Annotated in this window: 17 protein-coding genes; 10 read left to right on the forward strand and 7 right to left on the reverse strand. The window is 59.8% G+C overall.

Going from position 1 to position 21,761, the window contains the following annotated elements; genetic code table 11:
* Positions 1 to 25: 25 nt before the first annotated feature.
* Positions 26 to 2,344 carry a putative bifunctional diguanylate cyclase/phosphodiesterase gene (locus PL599_RS02250; RefSeq protein WP_269824130.1) on the reverse strand — a complete coding sequence of 773 codons (2,319 nt, stop codon included), beginning with the start codon at positions 2,342 to 2,344 and terminating at the stop codon, positions 26 to 28.
* Between the two features lie 343 nt (positions 2,345 to 2,687).
* Here PL599_RS02250 and PL599_RS02255 point away from each other — a divergent pair, with 343 nt between their 5' ends.
* Complete coding sequence (locus PL599_RS02255) at positions 2,688 to 4,046, forward strand: amidase (RefSeq protein ID WP_269824129.1); 1,359 nt, start codon at positions 2,688 to 2,690, stop codon at positions 4,044 to 4,046.
* A gap of 45 nt (positions 4,047 to 4,091) precedes the next feature.
* On the opposite strand, the gene PL599_RS02260 is transcribed toward PL599_RS02255, so the two are convergent.
* The 3 genes from PL599_RS02260 to PL599_RS02270 are packed head-to-tail and all read right to left on the reverse strand — an operon-like array spanning position 4,092 to position 7,103.
* Positions 4,092 to 4,733 (reverse strand): ThuA domain-containing protein, encoded by a 642-nt coding sequence (locus PL599_RS02260; RefSeq protein WP_077984284.1) that lies wholly within the window; start codon positions 4,731 to 4,733, stop codon positions 4,092 to 4,094.
* Positions 4,734 to 4,750: 17 nt separating this feature from the next.
* Positions 4,751 to 5,851: a Gfo/Idh/MocA family protein gene (locus PL599_RS02265; RefSeq protein ID WP_269824128.1), complete on the reverse strand. Its 1,101-nt coding sequence runs from the start codon at positions 5,849 to 5,851 to the stop codon at positions 4,751 to 4,753.
* Between the two features lie 52 nt (positions 5,852 to 5,903).
* On the reverse strand, positions 5,904 to 7,103 hold the full coding sequence (locus PL599_RS02270) for an ROK family transcriptional regulator (RefSeq protein WP_137411679.1): 1,200 nt from the start codon (positions 7,101 to 7,103) through the stop codon (positions 5,904 to 5,906).
* A 193-nt stretch (positions 7,104 to 7,296) separates the two neighbouring features.
* On the opposite strand from PL599_RS02270, the gene PL599_RS02275 reads away from it, so the two are divergent.
* The 6 genes from PL599_RS02275 to PL599_RS02300 all read left to right on the forward strand — a co-directional run bounded on the left by PL599_RS02275 (position 7,297) and on the right by PL599_RS02300 (position 13,944).
* Positions 7,297 to 8,598: an extracellular solute-binding protein gene (locus PL599_RS02275; RefSeq protein WP_137411680.1), complete on the forward strand. Its 1,302-nt coding sequence runs from the start codon at positions 7,297 to 7,299 to the stop codon at positions 8,596 to 8,598.
* Between the two features lie 70 nt (positions 8,599 to 8,668).
* Positions 8,669 to 9,607, forward strand: a complete 939-nt coding sequence (locus PL599_RS02280) for a carbohydrate ABC transporter permease (protein ID WP_271358785.1) — start codon at positions 8,669 to 8,671, stop codon at positions 9,605 to 9,607.
* The gene (locus tag PL599_RS02285; RefSeq protein ID WP_077984279.1) at positions 9,600 to 10,448 is read left to right on the forward strand and encodes a carbohydrate ABC transporter permease; all 849 of its coding nucleotides are present in this window, start codon (positions 9,600 to 9,602) and stop codon (positions 10,446 to 10,448) included. The genes PL599_RS02280 and PL599_RS02285 overlap by 8 nt, the downstream gene beginning before the upstream one ends.
* Positions 10,449 to 10,465: 17 nt before the next feature.
* A complete protein-coding gene (locus tag PL599_RS02290; protein WP_271358786.1) occupies positions 10,466 to 11,539 on the forward strand; it encodes an ABC transporter ATP-binding protein in 1,074 nt (357 codons plus the stop codon).
* A 143-nt stretch (positions 11,540 to 11,682) separates the two neighbouring features.
* Positions 11,683 to 12,735 (forward strand): sugar phosphate isomerase/epimerase family protein, encoded by a 1,053-nt coding sequence (locus PL599_RS02295; protein WP_077984277.1) that lies wholly within the window; start codon positions 11,683 to 11,685, stop codon positions 12,733 to 12,735.
* A 21-nt stretch (positions 12,736 to 12,756) separates the two neighbouring features.
* Complete coding sequence (locus PL599_RS02300) at positions 12,757 to 13,944, forward strand: Gfo/Idh/MocA family protein (RefSeq protein ID WP_269824125.1); 1,188 nt, start codon at positions 12,757 to 12,759, stop codon at positions 13,942 to 13,944.
* A gap of 103 nt (positions 13,945 to 14,047) precedes the next feature.
* Here the strand turns inward: PL599_RS02300 and PL599_RS02305 are convergent, their stop codons facing one another.
* The 3 genes from PL599_RS02305 to PL599_RS02315 form a co-directional block, all read right to left on the reverse strand.
* Positions 14,048 to 14,299 (reverse strand): hypothetical protein, encoded by a 252-nt coding sequence (locus tag PL599_RS02305; protein WP_142911861.1) that lies wholly within the window; start codon positions 14,297 to 14,299, stop codon positions 14,048 to 14,050.
* A 121-nt stretch (positions 14,300 to 14,420) separates the two neighbouring features.
* Entirely contained in the window at positions 14,421 to 15,707 is a 1,287-nt protein-coding gene (locus PL599_RS02310; RefSeq protein ID WP_269824124.1) for a glycerate kinase type-2 family protein, read from the reverse strand.
* A gap of 4 nt (positions 15,708 to 15,711) precedes the next feature.
* Positions 15,712 to 16,065, reverse strand: coding sequence for a DUF1304 domain-containing protein (locus PL599_RS02315; protein ID WP_077984274.1), 354 nt, complete (start codon positions 16,063 to 16,065; stop codon positions 15,712 to 15,714).
* 227 nt (positions 16,066 to 16,292) lie between these two features.
* On the opposite strand from PL599_RS02315, the gene PL599_RS02320 reads away from it, so the two are divergent.
* From PL599_RS02320 to PL599_RS02330, 3 genes are read left to right on the forward strand one after another with little or no spacing between them, the layout of a single operon-like run.
* On the forward strand, positions 16,293 to 17,057 hold the full coding sequence (locus tag PL599_RS02320; protein ID WP_269824123.1) for an ImuA family protein: 765 nt from the start codon (positions 16,293 to 16,295) through the stop codon (positions 17,055 to 17,057).
* Positions 16,972 to 18,489, forward strand: a complete 1,518-nt coding sequence (locus tag PL599_RS02325) for a Y-family DNA polymerase (RefSeq protein WP_269824122.1) — start codon at positions 16,972 to 16,974, stop codon at positions 18,487 to 18,489. The genes PL599_RS02320 and PL599_RS02325 overlap by 86 nt, the downstream gene beginning before the upstream one ends.
* The gene (locus PL599_RS02330; RefSeq protein ID WP_269824121.1) at positions 18,486 to 21,761 is read left to right on the forward strand and encodes an error-prone DNA polymerase; all 3,276 of its coding nucleotides are present in this window, start codon (positions 18,486 to 18,488) and stop codon (positions 21,759 to 21,761) included. The genes PL599_RS02325 and PL599_RS02330 overlap by 4 nt, the downstream gene beginning before the upstream one ends.

Below are 21,761 nucleotides of genomic sequence, written 5' to 3' on the forward strand. Positions count from 1 at the left end.
GTCCTCTGGGCCGGGAGCCGGTTTCTCAAATGGCTTTTTGTGGTGGGCAATAGGTTTCCTGTGTCGGTAGACCGGGATCCCCGAATTCATCCTGCGTGATCGAAGTTATGACGGCGCGGTTCTTCAAAATACGGGCAAGCGGGGCGGGCGCGGCAAAATAATAGCCCTGCGCTTCGTCGCAGCCGGAAAGCTTAAGCGCTTCCACCTGCTCCCTGTTTTCAACGCCCTCGGCGGTAACCTTCAGGCCGATCTGTTCAGCCATGTCGATGACGGTGTTGACAATGGCGGAACACATGGGATTGGACGGCAGGCCGGAGACGAATTCCCGGTCGATCTTTATCTTGTCGAAGGCGACATGGGTCAGCGTGCTGAGCCCCGCATATCCGGTGCCGAAATCGTCGAGCGCGAGGCGCACGCCCCTTTCCTTCAGCAGTTTCAGGATCCGCGTGCTGTTGTCGCGCTCCAGCATGACCGTTTCCGTGACTTCCAGTTCAAGCCGTTCCGCCGGTAAGCCGGATGTTTCAAGTGCCCGGTCCACTATCGGGACGATGTCGTCATTGCTGAGCTGAACGGCGGAAAGATTGACAGCCAGCCTGATATCCTTTGGCCATGTCATGGCATCCATGCAGGCTTGTCCCAGAACCCATTCACCCAACGGCTTGATGAAGTTGTTTTCTTCGGCAAGCGCAATGAAGCGGTCCGGTGCGATGAGGCCAAGCTTGCTATGCCGCCAGCGGGCCAGCGCTTCATAGGCAACGATGCGACCGCTCTGCAGATTGACGACCGGCTGGTAATGCAGCTCGAATTCCTGGTTTTCGAGTGCCGATTTCATGTCTATTTCCAGCGCATGCTTGTGCTGCGCCGCCATGTCCATGCCGGGCTCGTAAAAGACGAAATAGCCGCAGCCCATGGATTTCGCCCGGTAAAGGCCGAGATCTGCATGTTGCAGAAGCTGCGTGGCGGATGTGCCGTGGCCCGGAGCGCAGGCAATGCCGATGCTGGTGTCGATGCTGATATCGCTGCCTTCCAGACTGAAGCTGCGCGAGACGGCATGCACTACCCGCGCGGCCAGCATCGCGGCATCGCTCTCGCAGTCGGCATTTGCCGATTGGATGATCGCGAATTCGTCGCCGCCGAGACGGCTTACCATGTCGTTTTCACCAAGTACGGCGGAAATCCGCGAGGCCACCGCCACCAGCAGGGAATCGCCGGCGGCGTGGCCCAGCGTGTCATTGACGGCCTTGAAGCGGTCCAGATCGAGCAGCATGACATTGAACGGCTGGCCTGACGCGGCAAGCTGTTCGAGACGGTTTTCCAGCGTCTTCATCAGCAGGACGCGATTGGGCAGCCCGGTCAGCGCATCGTGATGGGCCATATGCTCCAGCTGCTGCGCCATATCGCGAATCTGCCGCAGGCGTCCGCGTTCCAGAACCGCCTCGCGCAACGTTTCAATGGCGGTAGCCATGTCGCCGATTTCGTCCCGCCGCTCCTGAAATGGCGTGGCGACATCCGTTTCCTCGCGGGCGATCCGAAGCGTCGCCTGCACCAGCGCCGGGACCGGTTTGAGGAAATGCCGGGCGATGACGGTCACAAGTGCGCCGGTGATGGTCAAGACCACGATCAGGGCGGCGAGCGAATTATAGATCAGCTTGCGCTGCGCGCCATAAAGCGCGTCCGAGCCGCCAATGCTGACGGCGACCGCGCCGATGGGTTTCTTCGTTTCCGTGCTGATGATCGGCAGCAGGCCGATATAATGGCTGGATTCGCCGATGGTCGCAAAACCGGTGGAAAAACGCGCGGCGACCGCATCGCGGGAAAAGATGGGATCGGTCGCGAGCGGCTTTTCATCGTCGTCCGTGGCGTTGTCGAAGGCCGCCGCGATCTGCCGGAAGCCGGAATCCGCCTCGTCATAACGGAAAAGCCAGACGGCATTCTTGGTCTGTGCGCCGATAAGCGCGAGAACGTCGCTGGGGTTGAAGCCGGTGACGAGAATGGATTCGTCGTCGCCGATGGGTTTGTCGGTCAATATGCCGTTGACCTGCCCGTCGGCATCGGCGGTAACGCTGACATAGGTATAGATGCTGCGAAGCGTGGCGCTGGCGATCTGCGAATTGACGCGGGCCTGGTTGAGCCATTGCTCGCTGGCGGCGGCGACGAACATATACCAGCCGACAAGCGCGCCGATGCTATAGGAAAAAATCACGCCGCCAAGGAATATGAGGGTTATCTTGCTGGCGAGCGAGCGCCGTCGCGAAAACCGGCCTGGTTCCGGCTGCGTTGGCGAGCGAAGCGTGTGGCCCGGTTCAACCTGTCTATCTGTCCCGCGATAGGCAGTCTCTTCCATTCGCGATAGTCCCCCGCGATGTCGCGTTATAATTGTTTTATGGAATTTTATAGGGCATGCATTTCAATGCTGTCTGCTAAATAATTCAACAAAGTTTAGATGCGATTAAGAATTAATCCCTCTTTTTATAGTCGTAGCTTATATAAGAGGTGTCGCTCTTGCACCTTAGGTTGAAAAAATCGGGGGATAGAGATGAGCCGTTAAGGATAAACTCCAAAATTCTGCGATCTCCGCCAAGTTTCCCGATCCGGTATGTCTGTCATCGATAGCGCAGCGATTGGCCTTGCCAACTGGCCGATAAACGGCATCTTGTGCGCAACATGCTGCTTTCAGGAAAGATATCATGGCTCATAAAGGCAAAAACATCGCGCAGCTTTCCGTTCTCCTCCAGAGCGGCCACCTCGATCCGCGTGTCGTGGTGGAAGAGACGCTGGATGCGATCGGCGGAAGGGACGATCAGGCCGTTTTTGTCGAGTTGACGGCAGCACGGGCGATGTCGGAGGCGGAAGACGCGGCAAAACGAATTGGTGAGGGTCGTTCTAGGGGTGTGCTCGATGGTATTCCGGTGGCCTGGAAGGACCTCTTTGACCTTGAAGGCATGGCGACCACGGCCGGCTCGACGGTGCTTGCGGACGATAAGCCTGCGTCTCGTGACGCGGATGTGGTGACGTCGCTAAAACAGGCGGGCATGATCTGCATCGGCCGCACCAATATGAGCGAGTTCGCGTTTTCCGGTCTCGGCATTAATCCGCATTACGGCACGCCGCGCAATCCTGCTTCCACGGATGGTCACCGTCTGCCGGGCGGCTCTTCGTCGGGTGCGGGCGTCGCCGTGGCTGCCGGCCTGGTGCCGGTGGCGATCGGCACTGATACCGGCGGATCGGTGCGTATTCCCGCCGCTTTCAACGGCGTGGTCGGTTACAAGGCGAGCCGCGGCCGTTATTCGATGCGCGGCGTTTATCCCTTGGCGAAAAGCCTCGATTCGCTCGGGCCACTCACGCACACCGTACAGGATGCCATTTGGGTGGATGCCGCCATGCGCGGTAAGGCGGTTGCCGATCTCACACGCGCGCCTCTTTCCGGCCTGGCGCTGGTGGTGCCGGAAACGGTCTTTTTCGAAGGCATTGAAGATGGCGTGGCTACCACCTTCGAGCAGGCGGTGGAACGTCTTGTCCGCGCCGGTGCTTCGGTGCGGCGGCAGGCATTTCCGATTTTTTCGGAGTTGTTCGATCTTATCAGGGAAAAGGGCGCGCTGGTGACGGCGGAAGCCTTTGCCCTGCACAAGATACGGCTGGAAGGTGCGGATGCGGCGCGCATGGACCCGCGCGTGGTTGCGCGAACGAAGCTCGGGGCGAATATTTCCATGCCTGATTATATCGCTATCAACGAGGCGCGCGAACGCATGACGGCGGCGTTTACCAACATGATCGACCGGCAGGAGCTGCTGGTATCGCCGACATTGCCGCATGTCGCGGCCAAGGTTGCGCCGCTTCTCGATGATGACGATGCCTTTTTCGCCATGAATGCGAAAACTCTGCGCAACACCCAGATCGGCAATTTTTTCGATCTCTGCGGCGTTTCCATCCCCTGCGGAAAGGGCGATGCAGGCATGCCGGTCGGCCTGTTGCTTTCCGGTCTCCATGACACGGACGACCATGTCCTGGGCGCGGCGATGGCGGCGGAAGAGATTATTCGCGGCTGAGGAAAGGAAAAGGCGGCCTTGTTTGGCCGCCTCTCAACGTATGCTTCAACGCGCCGCCCAGTTGGCGCCGCGGCGGAACATGGTTTTCATCTGCGGCACGGAAAACTCCTTGGCCTGATGGCCGAGCGCGGAATAAAAGACGCGGCCCTTGCCGTATTTGCGTTTCCAGACCACCGGCATGACCACACCGTCGATCCACCAGGCATGGTCGCCGGTGAACTTGGTTGTCGCCAGCACCTCGTTGGAGGGGTCGACATGCATGTAATATTGCTCCGACGTATAGGGGAAATCGGAAATCCCCTCCATCAGCGGGTCGTCGGGGCGGGTGATGTTGACATGGTAGTCGATGATATTGCCGGGATGAGCGACCCATTGTCCGCCGATCATGAACTGATATTCCACGCATTCGCGAAAACTGTCTCCCGCACCGCCATGGAAACCGGCAATGCCGACGCCGTTTTCGACGGCGGTCGTCAGGTTCTTGATTTCTTCCTTCTCGATCTTCGACATGGTGACAATAGGTACAACAAGGCTCAGATCATGCACCGAAGGATCTGCAAAAGCCTCCGTTGAGTGCTCCACATAGACCTTGAAGCCATCCTCTTCCAGAATGTCCTTGACGATGGTGGCGCATTCCTGCGGTTCGTGGCCGCTCCAGCCGCCCCAGACGATGAGTGCTTCGCGCATTTATTTCCTCCTCGGGATTATTTGCCGAGCTGGCCGTCGACCAGCGATGTTTCGAGCGGGGCAGGGCGCTCCGCCTTGGTGGTGATGGAAACGGTGGTGCCGGTGTCCGATGCCGTCTGGAAGGCTTCCATCACCTCCAGCACATGCAGGGCAAGATCGCCATTGGCGCGGTGCGGGCGGTTCTCGCGGATGGCATGGGCCATGTCCGCCACGCCGATGGACCGGTAATTGCCGTCGGCATAGGGGGACGACAGCGCCTGCGGCTCGAACTCGCCGCCCTTTTTCAGCAATTGCACCTCGCCGCCGAAATGGTTGGGATCGGGCACGATCAGCGTGCCTTCCGTGCCGTAGAGTTCCAGCGGTACATGTTTGTGGCCGGCTACATCGAAGCTCATGCCGACCTGAACCACAGCGCCATTTTCGAAAGCGAGCACGCCGGAGACATGGGTGGCGACATGAACGGGAATTTTTTCGCCATTCTTCGGCTCGCTGGTGATGAGGCGCTCATTGCGTGGCGCAATGGCAAAGCCTGCCACCTTGGCGACCGGGCCGAAGAGGTTGACGAGATCGGTGATGTAATAGGGTCCCATATCCAGCATTGGCCCGCCGCCAACCTCGTAATAGAAGGCGGGGTTCGGGTGCCAGCGTTCATGGCCGGGGCACATGAAAGTGGCCGTTCCGCCGACTGGCTGACCAAGTACGCCATCGTCGATCAGCCGGCGTGCCGTCTGGTGGCCGCCACCGAGGAACGTATCGGGAGCCGAACCAATTCGCAGGCCCTTTGCTTTTGCCGCATCCGCAAGGCGCTTGCCTTCGGTGAAATTGATGCCCAGCGGTTTTTCGGAATAGGCGTGTTTGCCGGCGTCCAGCGCCCGCAGACCCACTTCCACATGTGCCTTGGGGATCGTCAGGTTGACGATGATTTCCACCGACGGGTCGGAAAAAAGCGCGTCGACGCTCATTGCCTGAAGGCCGAACTCGTCCGCTCGCGCCTTCGCCACGTCCTCGTTCATATCCGCAAGACCGCGAATGTCGAGAATGGGAAACGACGCCATGGCCTTGAGATAGGCGCTGGAAATATTGCCGCAGCCTATGATGCCGATGCCGACCTTGTTCATATGATTCCTCCCGTAAATTAGAAATGCCTGGGCCTGTGCTCAAAATAGCGGGTTAGAGCGCCGGTCCCGTGGTGTTCCATGGCGATTCGTAAAGCTCGTAGAGCGCAACGGCCGCAGCGCCCTGCGCCCATAATTCGTCGCTCGCAACGTCGAAAACCAGCTCCGCGACACCGGCCAGCGAGGGCGGCACGGCGGCGTTGTAGCTGTCGCGAATGCTGGCGATGAAGGGTTCGCCGAGTTCGAGGCTGGAGCCGGTGATGATGACACGCGGCGGCGCAAACAACGTGACGATATTGGCAAGCGTCAGGCCGAGCGCTGCGCCGGCGCGCGAAGCGGCCGCGATGAGGTCGTTGTCTTCCGCCGCAATCAATGCATGGGCATGCTGCATGCCGCGACCGAGCCGGATCGCCTCGGCAAAGCGCCCATCCGCCGGGCGGGAGCCTAAAATGGCGTTCTCGCCTGCCTGGCTCGCGAGCCGTACCGTGCCTTCAGTGGCAAGACCGATGACGAGGTCGCCGAGATTGTGGCTGAGGCCACCGGCACCGCGAAACAGCTGGTTTTGATGCAGCACGCCAAGCCCAAGCGTCTGTTCGAGCGAAATCAGCACCATGTCTTCGAGATCACGCGCGTGGCCGAACCAGTGATGGGCGAGCGTAATGGCGTGGGCATCGCTTTCGATGATGGTCGGCGAATTCAGCCGCGCGGTCATTTCCTCGGCGAAATTGACGTTCACCTCCCGCAGGATCGGGCTGCTGCGGATTTTGCCGGTGCGATGTTCGATGACGCCGGGTAGGCCAAGACAGACCATGTCCACATCTTCGAGTGAAAGACCCGCATCGACCACACAGCGCCGTACTCCGTCTTCAACGAGATCGGCGATAACGCCGATCGGCTGGCGATCGACACGGATTGGAAGAGCGAGGGTGGAAAGGACATTGCCGCAAAAATCGGTGACGACGAAAACCATACGGTTGGCGGCTATCTTTGCCCCCACGACGCGAGCGGCATCCGGGTTCAGCTCCAGCATCACGCGCGGTCTTCCGCGTCCACCTTCCGTCCTGATGTCGCCGAGATGGCGGGTGAGAATCAGCCCATCATCCAGAAGAGAAGCGGTGATGGCGGAAACGGTCGTCGTGGAAAGCTGGGTGCGTTCGCTGATCTCCACCCTGGAAATCGGTCCATGCCGGCGGATGCTGTCGAGCACGCTCAGCCTGTTGATCGCGCGCATCAATTCTGGGTCTGCGGTCTTCATGGGGTCCTGCTGCGATCAATGCCGTTGCCTCCCGATTTATATCGGAATACGGATTAAATAACGGGGTGAGGGTGGGGTATGTCAAGCGCCAAGCGCAAAAAATCGGCATTGTGCCTTGACAATGAGCGAACCCTGATATGAATTAATCCGCATCGGGGAATAAATGAGGATATCCCCAGGGAGGATCACCATCATGACGATTTGGCACGCAGGCGCAAGCCTGAGCGGCAAGCTCGTAAGCTTTGCCACAACGACAAGTATTGCTCTCATGCTCGGCGCAGCAAGCGCCTCGGCCGCGACGGTCGTAAAATGGATGCATGTGGAACTGGACCCGAAATCCGTGGCCGTCTGGGAGGAGATCGCCAAGGAATACGAGGCCAAGCACCCCGATGTCGACATCCAACTGCAGTTCCTCGAAAACGAGGCCTTCAAGGCGAAGTTGCCGACGCTGCTGCAATCCAACGACGTGCCCGACTTCTTTTACAGCTGGGGCGGCGGCGTCCTTGAGGAGCAGTCTAAGACTGGTGCGCTGAAGGATCTGACCGAGGTTTTCGATGCCGATGGCGGCAAACTGCGCCAGGCCTATAATGCGTCTGCAATCGACGGCCTGTCCTTTGACGGCAAGGTCTGGGCCGTGCCTTATCGTGTCAGCCTTGTCAGCTTCTTTTATAATAAGGAACTGTTCGCCAAGGCAGGTGTGAAGGCCGAGGATATCAAGACCTGGGCGGATTTCAGCGCAACCGTCAAGAAGATCAAGGACGCGGGCATCGTGCCGATTGCCGGCGGCGGCGGAGAAAAATGGCCGATCCATTTCTACTGGAGCTACCTCGTCATGCGCAATGGCGGGCAGGCCGTGTTTGATGCCGCCCGCAAGGGCGAAGGCGAAGGCTTCATGGACCCTGCCATCATCAAGGCGGGTGAGCAGCTGGCCGAGTTCGGCAAGCTTGAACCTTTCCAGCCCGGTTATCTCGGCTCCACCTGGCCGCAGGCGCTCGGCGTCTTTGGTGACGGCAAGGCTGCAATCATTCTCGGCTTCGACAATACCGAAGCGAACCAGCGCAAGAATGCCGGCGACGGTAAGGGTCTGGCCCCTGAAAACATCGGGCGCTTTGCCTTCCCGGTTGTCGAAGGCGGTGCCGGCAAGGCCACCGATACGCTGGGCGGCCTGAACGGTTGGGCGGTCACCAAGAATGCGTCCAAGGAAGCGATCGATTTCGCCACTTTCCTCACCAGCAAGGAAAGCGAAGAGAAGATGGCGACCGCCGGTATGATCCTGCCGGTCGCCACGGGTGCAGCCGGTGCGGTGAAGAACCCGCTGTTGGCGGATTCGGCCAAGCAGCTCGCCGCCTCCACCTGGCACCAGAACTTCTTCGATCAGACGCTCGGCGCCGCCGTCGGCCGCGTCGTCAATGATATTTCGGTCGAGATCGTATCCGGCCAGATGACCGCCGAAGAAGGTGCCCAGCAGATTCAGGACGCATTCGAGCTGCGCTGATCTGACGATTTCCATGGCAGCGCCGCGAATGTGCGGCGCTGCTTATCTGCCTCCATGAAAGCGGATAGAGATGACGGATATTTCCATGACTTCTGCGTCCATGCCGGCGCGTGGCGCGACAAAGGGTAGGCGCAAGCGGAGTTCAGTCGCGCATGATCGGGCGCTGACCCTATTGGTGTTCCTGCCGCCCGCGCTGCTACTCTTTACCCTGTTCGTCATCCTGCCCATGGGTGAGGCGGCGTGGTATAGTCTTTATCGCTGGAACGGTTACGGCACACCGACCGATTTTGTCGGTCTGAAGAATTTCCAGGTCCTGTTCGGCAATGCCGCCTTTTCACAGGCTTTGCTCAATAACGGCCTGATCATCCTCATCTCGATCCTGATCCAGATACCGCTCGCCATCTGGCTTGCCATGATGCTGGCGCATCGCATTCCCGGCGTCGTTGCCTTCCGGTTGGTGTTCTTTCTGCCTTACGTTCTGGCGGATGTTGCTGCGGGTCTGATCTGGCGCTTTGTTTATGATGGCGACTATGGCCTCTTTGCCGCGATTTCCAACTTCTTCGGATTCGCCAATCCTTACGTGCTGGCCGACAGGGATGTGGCGATCTATGCCGTGCTCGGTGTCATCGTGTGGAAATATTTCGGTTTCCACATGATGCTGTTCATCGCGGGCCTTCAATCCGTCGACAAGAATGTACTGGAAGCGGCCGAAATCGACGGCGCGTCCGGCTGGCAGAAATTCCGCTACGTCACGCTGCCGATGCTCGGCTCCACGGTTCGCCTTTCCGTCTTCTTCGCGGTCATCGGCTCGCTGCAACTGTTCGACATGATCATGCCGCTTACCGGCGGTGGTCCATCCAACTCCACGCAGACCATGGTCACCTTCCTCTACACTTACGGCGTCATGCGTATGCAGCTGGGCCTTGGCAGTGCGGTGGGCGTTGTTCTTTTCGTCATCTGCGTGACGCTCGCCTTCGGTTACAAAAGGATATTCATGCGCCATGACTGACACATCCACTTCCGTGCGCATGCCGCTGCAAACCAAGCTTTATCTCTATATCTCGCTGAGCCTGATCGCGGCCGTCGTGCTCATTCCGCTTCTGACGACGGCCCTTGGCGGCTTCAAGACGCTGGGAGACCTGCGCGTCAACCCGTTCGGTATCCCGGCCGAATGGCAATGGGCCAATTACGGCGATATCCTGCTTGGCAAACGCTATTGGCTGCAGATATTCAATTCGCTGGTCATCGCATTGCTGACGGTCTTTCTCACGCTGACCGTCTCAGCCATGGCCGCCTTTACCTTCGCGCATGTAAAATTCTTCGGCTCGTCCTTCCTGCTCAATTATTTCCTGCTGGGGCTGATGTTCCCGGCGGCCACGGCCATCCTGCCGCTGTTCATCCGCATTCGCGATTTGGGCCTTCTCGACACCTATTGGGGTGTGGTGCTGCCGCAGGTGGCTTTCGGCCTTGGCATGAGCATTCTTCTGTTCCGCAACTACTTCCGCAATTTACCGGACGAGTTGTTTCAGGCAGCCTTTGTGGATGGCTGCGGGTATCTGCGCTTCTTCTGGCACATTTCCGTGCCGCTTTCGCGGCCGATCGTGGCGACCGTTGGCATCGTCTCTTTCGTCGGGAGCTGGAACAGCTACATCCTGCCGCTCATCATGCTGAATTCGGAATCGAAATATCCCTGGCCGCTCGGCATCATGGTGTATCGCGGCGAGTTCGGCACGGAATGGCAGCTGGTTCTCGCCTTCATCACGCTGACGATCCTGCCGACAGTCATCGTCTTCTTCCTCGCACAGAAACACATCATCGCGGGTCTGACGGCCGGTGCCGTCAAATCGTGACATGAAAGGAGCAAAATATGGCTTCCGTCGAACTTAAGGATATCCGCAAGTCCTATGCCGCGCTCGATGTCATTCACGGCATCTCACTCGATATTGCCGATGGTGAATTCATCGCGCTGGTCGGCCCTTCGGGTTGTGGCAAGTCCACGCTGTTGCGCATGATCGCGGGGCTGGAGGAAATCACCGATGGGGAGATTCTCATCGGCGACAAGGTGGTCAATGGCATGACCCCGCGCGAGCGCAACATCGCGATGGTATTCCAGTCCTATGCGCTTTATCCGCATATGACAGTGGCTGAAAACATGGGCTTCAACCTGAAGCTTGCCGGCCAGCCGAAAAGCGTGATTGAAGAGCGCGTTGCGGAGGCCGCCCGCATGCTCGATCTCGGAAACCTGCTAGACCGTAAGCCCTCGCAGCTTTCCGGCGGCCAGCGCCAACGTGTCGCCATGGGGCGCGCCGTTGTGCACAATCCGGCCGTCTTCCTGTTCGATGAGCCGCTTTCAAACCTCGATGCCAAGCTACGCGTGCAGATGCGCAGCGAAATCAAGGCGTTGCACCAAAAGGTCGGAACGACCTCGATTTATGTCACCCATGACCAGATCGAGGCGATGACTCTGGCCGACCGGGTGGTGGTGCTCAATCAGGGCCGTATCGAGCAGCAGGGTACGCCGCTCGAACTTTACAAGACCCCCGCCAATCTCTTTGTCGCCGCCTTCATTGGCTCGCCCGCGATGAACCTGATCGAGGGTGTGGTGGATGGCGAGGGCGACCAGCCTGCCGCCCGGCTGAAGGATGGGACGGCGATCCGCATCGCCGCTGACAGAAAGGTCAAGCGCGGCCAGTCGGTCACGATCGGGCTACGCCCGGAACATATCGGTTCGGCGATCGGCGGAGATATCTCGCTTACGGGCAGAACGGTACTTGTGGAGCCAACCGGCGCACAGACCCATGTGGTCTTCGAACTCGCAGGCGATCAGGTCACCGCAGTGGTGGATGGCGAGCAGCTGGTGAAGGTCAATACACCCTTTGCCGCCAGCGTTCATCATGAGCGGGTACATGTCTTCGACAGGGCGAGCGGGCTCGCGCTCTAAGCGCCCCCAATGTTTTGATGGAATGCTGAAATTCTCTTGCCCTTTCGCTTTTGGGGCTTGTCTGAAAATAACGAGCGGTTAGCTTGGCGCTTGGGATCGAAGCGGGTTACCGCGCAACTGTATCGATGCAGGAGGAGATTTTAATGAGAACGATCAAGGGACCGGCGCTTTTTCTCGGCCAGTTCGCAGGCGATGCCGCACCGTTCAACAGCTGGGACAGCATAACCAAATGGGCGGCTGAGAAAGGCTATATCGGCGTGCAGGTGCCGACCTGGGCAAGCCAGCTGATCGATCTCAAAAAGGCCGCGGAATCGAAGGATTATTGCGACGAGTTCGCCGGTGTCGCGCGCCAGAATGGCGTGGAAGTCACCGAGCTTTCCACTCACCTGCAAGGTCAGCTCGTCGCAGTTCACCCGGCTTATGACGAGGCCTTCGATGGTTTTGCCGCACCGGAAGTGCGCGGCAACCCCAAGGCGCGCCAGGAATGGGCGGTGGAGCAGGTAAAGTTTGCGCTGAAAGCCTCAAGAAATCTCGGCATCAAGGCACATGCGACATTCTCCGGCGCGCTTGCCTGGCCGTTCGTCTACCCGTGGCCGCAGCGCCCGGCTGGTCTGGTGGAAACGGCCTTCGACGAACTGGCGAAACGCTGGACCCCGATCCTCGATTATGCCGATGAACAGGGCGTAGATGTCTGCTACGAAATCCATCCCGGCGAAGATCTGCACGATGGCGTGACATTCGAGATGTTTCTGGAGCGCGTGAAGAACCACAAGCGCGCCAACATGCTCTACGACCCCTCGCATTACGTGCTGCAATGCCTCGATTATCTCGACAATATCGACATATATAAAGACCGTATCAAGATGTTCCACGTCAAGGATGCGGAGTTCAATCCAACCGGACGGCAGGGCGTCTATGGTGGTTATCAGGGCTGGGTCAACCGTGCCGGCCGGTTCCGCTCGCTCGGTGACGGGCAGGTTGATTTCGGTGCGGTCTTCTCCAAGATGGCGGCCAATGATTTTGACGGCTGGGCCGTGGTTGAGTGGGAATGCGCATTGAAACACCCTGAAGACGGCGCCCGCGAAGGGGCGGAATTCGTCAAGGCGCATATCATCCGCGTCACGGAAAAAGCCTTTGACGACTTCGCATCCAGCGGCACCGACGATGCGGCCAACCGCCGTATGCTTGGACTTTGAGAGCATTGCAGAGGAAACATTATGGCTATTGAAGGAAAGACAACCGACAAGGCGAACAAGCGGATTCGTCTTGGCATGGTGGGCGGTGGTTCGGGTGCCTTTATCGGTGGTGTTCACCGCATGGCAGCAAGGCTCGACAATCGTTTCGATCTCGTGGCAGGGGCCCTGTCCTCGACCCCGGAAAAATCCCTGGCTTCCGGCCGTGAGCTGGGGCTCGATCCCGAACGATGCTACGGCTCTTTCGAGGAAATGGCCGAAAAAGAAGCGCTGCGAGAGGATGGCATCGAGGCGGTGGCGATCGTCACCCCAAACCACGTCCATTATCCGGCCGCGAAGGCGTTTCTGGAGCGCGGCATCCATGTCATCTGCGACAAGCCGCTGACCTCCAATCTGGAAGACGCCAAAAAGCTGAAGGAAGTGGCCGACAAGGCGGACGCCCTGTTCATCCTGACGCATAACTACACTGGCTACCCCATGGTACGGCATGCGCGGGAACTGGTGGAATCGGGCGCTCTTGGCACGATCCGTCTGGTGCAGATGGAGTATCCGCAGGACTGGCTGGCGGAACCCATCGAGCAGACGGGCGCCAAGCAGGCCGTCTGGCGCACCGACCCGGCGCAATCGGGTGCGGGTGGTTCCACAGGCGATATCGGCACGCATGCATATAATCTTGGATGCTTCATTTCCGGCCTGGAAGTCGACGAACTGGCGGCGGATGTGCACACCTTCGTCGAAGGCCGCCGGCTGGACGACAACGCGCATGTGATGCTGCGTTTCAAGGCGAGGGATGGCAAGCAGGCGGCCAAGGGGCTGCTCTGGTGCAGCCAGGTTGCGGTCGGTCACGAAAACGGGCTGAAAGTTCGTGTGTATGGTGACAAAGCCGGCATCGAATGGACGCAGGCTGATCCGAACTATCTCTGGTTCACGAAGCTCGGCGAACCCAAGCAGTTGATCACCCGCGGCGGTGCAGGCGCCGGGGCTGCGGCGGCGCGCGTCACCCGCATTCCATCGGGCCACCCGGAAGGCTATCTCGAAGCGTTTGCCACCATCTATACTGAAGCGGCCCATGCCATTGAGGCCAGCCGCGACGGCTCGGCGCTGGACAAGGCGGTGATTTATCCGACCGTCGATGACGGGGTAAAAGGCGTCGCCTTCGTTACGGCCTGCGTCGAATCCGGAAAAAAGAACGGCGGCTGGGTGAAGCTGTAAGATTGGAAACGACCCTGGCCGCGCATTTCTTCTCCCCGCCGGGGAGAAGAAACAAGCGGTACGGGCTCGCTCCTTCGTTATCGCCTGGTCTCAAGGCTCAAGACTATTGATAAGAGCTAGGAGACATCGACTGCACCCGTTGCGTTACGGGGCAACCGTCCTCGATCTTGGTCCAGGACGAAACGTTGAGCTTCATCTCGCAACGTGCGAGATAGGAGCCGCCATCGACCTTCAGGCAGGATGTCTGGCCGAGTTCGAACATGGCACCGCGATTTCGGCATTTGCAATTGTGGGCATCCGCCAAAGTCGGAATAAGGGCCATGATCAGGCCGAATATGAGTACTCCAGAACGCATGGCTGAAGCTCCAAAGGATATCGCGCTAGATTACTCCTCTCCGAAGGCATAGTCAAAACGTCTTCCCTCCGAGAAGCCCGCGTCGGAAGGCCCATAATAGTCACTGCAAACTTCTCCGCTATTACCCGATCAGAATCGCCCTGATATCATTCACATTCGTCAGGGTCGGTCCCGTGACGACAAGGTCTCCTGCTGCATTGAAAGCGGTGTAGCTGTCGTGGCTCATGAGCGACTGGCGCGGATCGACACCGGCTTTGCGCATGCGGGCAAGCGTGTCCGGTGTCACCACCGCACCTGCCGCATCCTCCACGCCGTCTATGCCGTCGCTGTCGCCGGCAATGGCCCAGATGCCATCCGCACCCTTCAGCGTCAGCGCAAGGCTCAGCAAGAACTCCGTGTTGCGACCGCCCTTGCCTGCCGGTCCCTTGCCGCCAACGCCCCTGTTCAGCGTGACCGTGGTTTCGCCGCCGGAGAGCAGGACGGCCGGGCCTTTGACCGGAAGGCCCTTGCGGCTGGCGGAAAGCGCGATGCCGGCCATGACTGCGCCGACATCTTTTGACTCACCCTCCAGTGAATCTCCGAGGACGAGCGGCGTAAGCCCAAGTTTCACTGCCTCATCCGCTGCCGCCTGCAGGGCGAGCGAGGGGGCGGCGATGAGCCGGATATCTTCCGCGATTTCGCCCGCCTTCGGGGTTTCCTCGCCTTTTTCCAGCACCTTGCGCACGTTTTCGGGAAGATCGAGCGCATAACGGGAGACGATTTCCCGCACGGTTTGAATGTCACTCGGATCGGCAACCGTTGGCCCGGAGGCGATCTCTGAGGGGTCGTCACCCGGAACGTCGGAAATCAGCAGTGAAACAACCTTGGCGGGTTTGGCGGCCAGCGCCAGCCGTCCGCCCTTGATGCGGGAGAGGTGTTTGCGCACCGCATTCATTTCGGAAATCGTCGCGCCGCTGGCAAGCAAGGCACGGTTGACAGCCATCTTGTCCGCAAGCGTCATGCCTTCGGCTGGCGCGACCATCAGTGCCGAACCGCCGCCGGAAATCAGTGCGATCACCATATCGTCGGCGGTGAGCCCTTCGACTGCGGCGAGAATGCGTTTTGCCGCTTCCGCGCTCTTCTCGTCGGGCACGGGATGGGAAGCCTCGATGATTTCGATACGCGCCGTCGGCACGGCATGTCCGTAACGCGTCACCACCACACCTGAGAGCTCCACATGTGGCCATGCCGCTTCAAGCGCTGCGGCCATGGCGGCGGAAGCCTTACCGGCGCCCACGACCACGCAACGCCCTTTGGGCGGGGAGGGGAGGTGGTGTTGCAGCACCTTTGCCGGATCGGCGCTGGCGACTGCGGCCATGAAAATGCGGTTGAGAGCGTCTCTTGCGGAGGTGTCGTTCCATGCGGTCATCAGGTCATGCTCCAAGCCAGAGGAAGCCGAGCGCAAACAATGCCGGCAATGCCTGAATGAACAGGATCTTCATATTGGCAGTGATCGCGCCGAAAATACCGGCGATCAGAACGCAAGTCAGGAAGAAAACCTTGAAGCTGAGCCCGTCATCGCCCTGTGTGAGCCCATAGATCAGCCCGGCTGCGAGAAAGCCGTTATAAAGCCCCTGATTGGCGGCAAGCACTTTTGTCTGCCGGGCGAAATCCGCCGAGAGACCAAAGGCTTTTCGGCCGGCCGGCTTTTCCCACAGCAGCATTTCCAGAATGACGATGTAGATATGGATCGCCGCAACCACGGCAATCAAGATGCTGGCGATCATCGGTGGTTCCTCCAAACCATGATGTCCGTTGCCTGCGGCTGTCGGGGGAAAACAGGCGGCGAGCGGACAATTCCGTTTTAACGATGGGGCAGAGCGCCGCAAGGCCGGAATCCTCTCTTCCCGTGCAAACTGTTGAAGAGCGCCAACCTGTTGCTTGACTCTTTACCGAAATAGGAACAAAACAAGAACAATTAAGATGAATAACCGGAATTGAAACCTGTCATGCCATGCAAAAGCGCGCGGATCAGTTGCTCCTTGTCGAAGAGCTGCGTGAAAGGCTGGAAAGGATCGGTAACGGCGCTCCGCGCCTGCACGAAACTTTGCCTTTCGGCGTGGATGCCCTCGACCATCACCTGCCGGGAGGCGGGCTAAAGCTCGGCTGCCTGCATGAGGTGAGCGGCGGCGGCAATGGCGCTGTCGATGGCGCGGCGGCTGCCCTTTTTGCGGCCGGTGTGGCGGCAAGGCTTTCCGGCAAGGTTTTATGGTGCGTCACCCGACGGGATCTGTTCATGCCGGGGCTGACGCAGGCGGGCCTGTCGCAGAACCGGCTCATCATCGTTGAATGCCGCGATGAGAAAGGCGTGCTCGATTGTTTCGAGGAGGGCCTACGCTGCAATGGTTTCGGCGCGGTGATGGGCGAACTGGCGAAATTGCCGATGAACGCCTCGCGACGGCTGCAGCTGACGGCGGAAACCTCTGGCGTTACCGGCATCGCCATCCGCCGTTTCAGGCGTCCGGCCGATGCGGCGCTGTTCGGCGAGCCGACCGCGTCCGTTACACGCTGGCGGATTTCCGTGCGGCCCTCTTCGCCTTTGCCGGTGCCGGGGGTGGGCAGGCCGCGCTGGTTTCTTGAACTCTTGCGATGTCGCGGCGGCGAAAGCGCCGAATTTGAAGTGGAAGCCTGTGATGCAAAGGGTCGTCTCGCTCTACCTGCCGACATGGCCGACGGATCGTTTCCGGCGTCTTTTGGGGCAGAACGCGCCGCCGGCTGAAACGCCGCTGGTCATGATTGGCCGCCAGGGCAGCCGCCGGCTGGTGCTGGCGCTCGACAAGGCGGCAAAGGCGGCGGGCATCCGCCCCGGCACGCCGGTCAGCAAGGCGCAGGCGCTGGTGCCGGGTCTTCTTATGGAAGATCTGGACTCGGCTGGTGATGCCCGCGCCCTTGAGCAACTGGCCTTTCATTTTTTACGCATCTACGCCCCCATTGTCGCTGCCGACCCGCCGGACGGGCTGGTGCTGGACACAGCGGGTGCTGACCATCTGCACGGCAATGAGACGCTGATGCTGAGCGGCATGGTCAACCGCCTGCATGCCGCAGGCTTTGCCGCCCGCGCCGCCATTGCCGATAGCTGGGGGGCGGCTCATGCGCTGGCACGTTTCAGCCGTGAGGAAATCAGCATCATACCGCCGGGTAGCCAGAGAGCGGCGATCAGCGGCCTGCCGCTTTCTGCGCTGAGGCTGGAGGAGCGTATCGTTTCCGGGCTGAAAGTGCTCGGCTTCCGCAGCATCGGTGAGCTTGCCGAAGCCCCGCGCGCGCCGCTGACCCTGCGTTTCGGCCCCGAGCTTGTCCGCCGTCTCTCCCAGGCTTTCGGAGAGATCGGCGAACCCATCGAACCGGTGCGGGTGGCCGAGCTGGTGGAGGTGCGGCGCGCCTTTCCCGAACCCATCGCAGCAGCGGAGACGATTGCCCGTTATACGCAGAAGCTCGTTGTTGACCTTTGCGCCGCGCTGGAAAAGCGCGGTCTTGGTGCTCGCCGGGTCGATCTGGTGCTGCACAGGGTCGATAGTGGTCTGCAGGCCATAAGGGCGGGCACATCAAGACCGGTGCGCGATGTCAAACAGCTGGTTCGGCTTCTAACCGACCGGATCGACACCATCGATCCCGGCTTCGGCATCGAGATGATGGTGCTGACCGCCACCCATGCCGAACCGCTTCTCGCCGCACAGGCCCGATCCTCGCTTCTGGAGGAGGGGCGTGCGGACATCGCCGATACGGTCGATGTCATCCTCAATCGTGGCCACAGGGTCTATCGTTACGCGGCGGTGGCGAGCGATGTGCCGGAACGCTCCCTTACCCCCGTTGCGGCGCTTGCGCCAGAAGATAGGCTCGGCTGGCCTGGCCACTGGCCGCGTCCGGTCCGGCTTTTTGCAAGGCCGGAACCCATCGAAACGCTGGCGCTGCTGCCGGACCATCCGCCGCGTTATTTCCTCTGGAAGGGCGTGCGCCACAATGTGCGGCGCGCCGACGGGCCGGAGCGGGTGTTCGGTGAATGGTGGAAACGCGACCGGGAAAAGGCCGCCGTGCGCGATTATTTCACGGTGGAAAATGAAAGCGGCGAGCGCTTCTGGATTTTCCGCTCCGGCGACGGCGAACATGCCGAGACCGGTTCGCAAGGATGGTTCATCCACGGGGTCTTCGCATGAGTACGCCGCGTTATGCCGAGCTGCAGGTGACCACGCATTTTTCCTTCCTGCGCGGGGCCAGCTCCTGCGATGAATTGTTCGAACAGGCCAAAAATCTTGGCATCGAGGCGCTCGGTATCGTGGATCGCAACAGCCTTGCGGGCATTCCCCGCGCTTACGAAGCCGCCAATAATCATGGCGTCCGCCTCGTCATCGGCTGCCGGCTCGATCTGGATGACGATATTTCCGTGCTTGCCTATCCCATGGATCGCCAGGCCTACGGCCGTCTTTGCCGGGTGCTTTCCGTTGGCAAAAAAAGAGGCGGCAAGGGCAAATGCCGGCTGACATGGGACGATCTCGTCACCTATGGCGAAGGACTGATCGTCGTGCTGCTCGCCGATCTGGCCGACGATCTCTGCGCGCTTCGCCTGCGCCGGCTCAAGGCTGCTTTTTTCGACCGCGCCTATATGGCGCTCAGTCTCAGAAGGCGGCCCAACGACCAGATGCGGCTTTTCGAACTGTCGAACATGGCGCTAGCCGCAGGGGTGCCGACCGTGGTGACCAATGATGTGCTGTTTCATGTGCCCGAGCGCCGCATGCTGCAGGATGTCGTCACCTGTATCCGGCACAATTGCACCATCGATGAGGCGGGGTTCCGCCGCGAGCGCCATGCCGACCGTTATATGAAACCGCCGGAAGAGATGCAACGGCTGTTCGCCCGTTACCCCGAGGCGCTCTCCCGCAGCCTTGAAATTGCGAAACGCTGCAAATTTTCGCTGAAAGAACTGGTCTACCAATATCCCGAAGAGCGCAGCCTGCCGGGGCTGACGGCGCAGCAGGCGCTGGAAAAGATGGTGTGGGAGGCGGCGCCGGGGCGGTATCCGGATGGTTTGCCGGATAAGGTGGAAAAGGCTTTGCATCACGAACTTGGCCTGATCGGCAGGCTGGAATATGCTCCCTATTTCCTGACGGTGAATGCTATCGTTCGCCATGCACGCTCGCTGGATATTCTCTGTCAGGGACGCGGCTCGGCCGCCAATTCGGTGGTGTGTTACGTGCTTGGCATTACCGCCATCGATCCCGTCAAGGTCGATCTCCTGTTCGAACGTTTCGTTTCCGAGGAGCGACGCGAACCGCCGGATATCGATGTGGATTTCGAACATCAGCGGCGCGAGGAGGTCATCCAGTGGGTCTATGATACCTATGGTCGCGACAAGGCCGCGCTGTGCTCGGTCGTCACCCGTTATCGCGGCCGCGGGGCGTTGCGCGATGTCGGTAAGGTTCTGGGTCTGCCCGAAGATTTGACGAAACTGCTATCCTCACAGGTCTGGCGCTGGAGCGAAGGGGTGGATGAGAAGCAGCTCAAGGAGCTGAACCTCAATATGGAGGACCGCCGCCTGAAGCTTGCATTCGAGCTTGCCAACCAGCTTGTTGGTACGCCGCGCCACCATAGCCAGCATCCGGGCGGCTTTGTTCTGACCCATGACCGGTTGGACGAGTTGGTGCCGATCGAACCTGCTGCCATGGACAAACGGCAGATCATCGAATGGGACAAGGACGATGTCGATATCATGAGGTTCATGAAAATGGACTGTCTGGCGCTCGGCATGCTCTCCTGCATGAAGCGCGGCTTCAACATGCTGGAAGAACGTACCGGTGATAAGTACGATCTCGCTACCGTGCCGCAGGATGACGATCCCACCTATGAGATGATCCAGAAGGCCGATACGCTTGGTACCTTCCAGATCGAAAGCCGGGCGCAGATGTCGATGCTACCGCGGTTGAAGCCGAAGATATTTTACGATCTCGTCATACAGGTCGCGATTGTTCGCCCCGGCCCCATTCAGGGCGATATGGTGCATCCTTATCTGCGCCGCCGTGATGGGAAAGAGAAAGAGCATTACCCTAAAGAGGAATTGAGAGGGGTACTCGGCAAGACGCTCGGTGTGCCGCTGTTTCAGGAACAGGCCATGCGTGTCGCAATCGAATGCGCCGGTTTTTCACCCGGCAAGGCGGATCAGTTGCGCCGCGCCATGGCAACCTTCAAGAATGTCGGCACCATCTCCAAATTCAGGCAGGATCTGATCGATGGCATGGTGGAGCGCGGTTATGAGAAAGAATTCGCCGAACGTATCTTCAAACAGCTCGAAGGTTTCGGCAGCTACGGTTTCCCTGAAAGCCATGCGGCTTCCTTCGCGCTGATTGCCTATGCCTCCTCATGGCTGAAATGCCATTATCCAGATATTTTCTGTACGGCGCTTCTCAATTCGCAGCCCATGGGTTTTTACGCCCCGGCGCAGATCGTGCGAGATGCGCGTGATCATGGCGTGGAGGTGCGCCCAGTCTGCGTCAATAACAGCCGCTTCGATTGCACGCTGGAGCCGACGGGCAAACGAGATGTAAATGGCAAGGAGCGTTATGCCGTGCGGCTCGGCATGCGTCTGGTGAAGGGGCTTGCCAACAAGCACGCTGCCGATATCGTCGCCGCCCGGCAGGACCGGCCTTTTGCCTCGGTGGACGATCTCTGGCGAAGGGCGGGCGTTCCGACCGCCGCCCTGGTCTGCCTAGCGGAGGCCGATGCCTTTCTGCCGTCGCTTTCGCTTGCCAGACGCGAGGCGCTCTGGGCCATCAAGGCTCTGAGGGATGAGCCGCTGCCGCTTTTTGCTGCTGCTGCCATCAGGGAAAATGCCGTTATCGAGGAGCTTCAGGAGCCCTCCGTTGCGCTTCGGCCCATGACTGACGGTGGCGAGGTGGTGCAGGATTACGGCCATGTGGGGCTGACCCTGCGCGAGCATCCCATGACCTTCCTGCGCCGCGATCTTTCCCGCCGCCGCATAGTAACCTGCGCGGAGGCGGCGCGTGTGCGGGATGGCACATGGCTGGAAACGGCGGGGCTAGTGCTGGTGCGCCAGCGTCCCGGCTCGGCAAAGGGTGTGATTTTCATGACGCTGGAGGATGAGACGGGCATCGCCAATGCCGTCCTTTGGGTCAAGACCTTCGAAAAATACCGGCGCGTGGTGCTGTCGGCCGGCATGGTCGGCATTTACGGCAAGATCCAGCGGGAAGGCGAGGTGGTGCATCTGGTCGCCCACCGGCTGACCGATCTGTCGCAGGCGCTGGCCAGTGTGGGCGAGCGCAACCGCGCCTTTCCCCTGCCGCATGGGCGTGGCGACGAGTTCCACCATGGCACGCCGCCGGAGGATCATCGCGCGTTCCGCAAACGTCCCCAACCTGTCTTGGAGAATGATGACACGGTCGAGCGGATAAAGGTCATTTCACGCAATTTCCACTGA

The organism is Agrobacterium sp. ST15.16.055, from assembly GCF_027956555.1.
Classification (GTDB): domain Bacteria; phylum Pseudomonadota; class Alphaproteobacteria; order Rhizobiales; family Rhizobiaceae; genus Agrobacterium; species Agrobacterium salinitolerans.

Coding starts and splice junctions, on each gene's coding strand:
- PL599_RS02255 (WP_269824129.1), top strand. CDS start 2,688: ATGGCTCATAAAGGCAAAAACATCGCGCAGCTTTCCGTTCTCCTCCAG.
- PL599_RS02330 (WP_269824121.1), top strand. CDS start 18,486: ATGAGTACGCCGCGTTATGCCGAGCTGCAGGTGACCACGCATTTTTCC.
- PL599_RS02310 (WP_269824124.1), bottom strand. CDS start 15,707: ATGACCGCATGGAACGACACCTCCGCAAGAGACGCTCTCAACCGCATT.
- PL599_RS02280 (WP_271358785.1), top strand. CDS start 8,669: ATGACGGATATTTCCATGACTTCTGCGTCCATGCCGGCGCGTGGCGCG.
- PL599_RS02265 (WP_269824128.1), bottom strand. CDS start 5,851: ATGAACAAGGTCGGCATCGGCATCATAGGCTGCGGCAATATTTCCAGC.
- PL599_RS02290 (WP_271358786.1), top strand. CDS start 10,466: ATGGCTTCCGTCGAACTTAAGGATATCCGCAAGTCCTATGCCGCGCTC.
- PL599_RS02305 (WP_142911861.1), bottom strand. CDS start 14,299: ATGCGTTCTGGAGTACTCATATTCGGCCTGATCATGGCCCTTATTCCG.
- PL599_RS02260 (WP_077984284.1), bottom strand. CDS start 4,733: ATGCGCGAAGCACTCATCGTCTGGGGCGGCTGGAGCGGCCACGAACCG.
- PL599_RS02320 (WP_269824123.1), top strand. CDS start 16,293: ATGCAAAAGCGCGCGGATCAGTTGCTCCTTGTCGAAGAGCTGCGTGAA.
- PL599_RS02285 (WP_077984279.1), top strand. CDS start 9,600: ATGACTGACACATCCACTTCCGTGCGCATGCCGCTGCAAACCAAGCTT.
- PL599_RS02315 (WP_077984274.1), bottom strand. CDS start 16,065: ATGATCGCCAGCATCTTGATTGCCGTGGTTGCGGCGATCCATATCTAC.
- PL599_RS02325 (WP_269824122.1), top strand. CDS start 16,972: ATGCAAAGGGTCGTCTCGCTCTACCTGCCGACATGGCCGACGGATCGT.
- PL599_RS02270 (WP_137411679.1), bottom strand. CDS start 7,103: ATGAAGACCGCAGACCCAGAATTGATGCGCGCGATCAACAGGCTGAGC.
- PL599_RS02250 (WP_269824130.1), bottom strand. CDS start 2,344: ATGGAAGAGACTGCCTATCGCGGGACAGATAGACAGGTTGAACCGGGC.
- PL599_RS02300 (WP_269824125.1), top strand. CDS start 12,757: ATGGCTATTGAAGGAAAGACAACCGACAAGGCGAACAAGCGGATTCGT.
- PL599_RS02295 (WP_077984277.1), top strand. CDS start 11,683: ATGAGAACGATCAAGGGACCGGCGCTTTTTCTCGGCCAGTTCGCAGGC.
- PL599_RS02275 (WP_137411680.1), top strand. CDS start 7,297: ATGACGATTTGGCACGCAGGCGCAAGCCTGAGCGGCAAGCTCGTAAGC.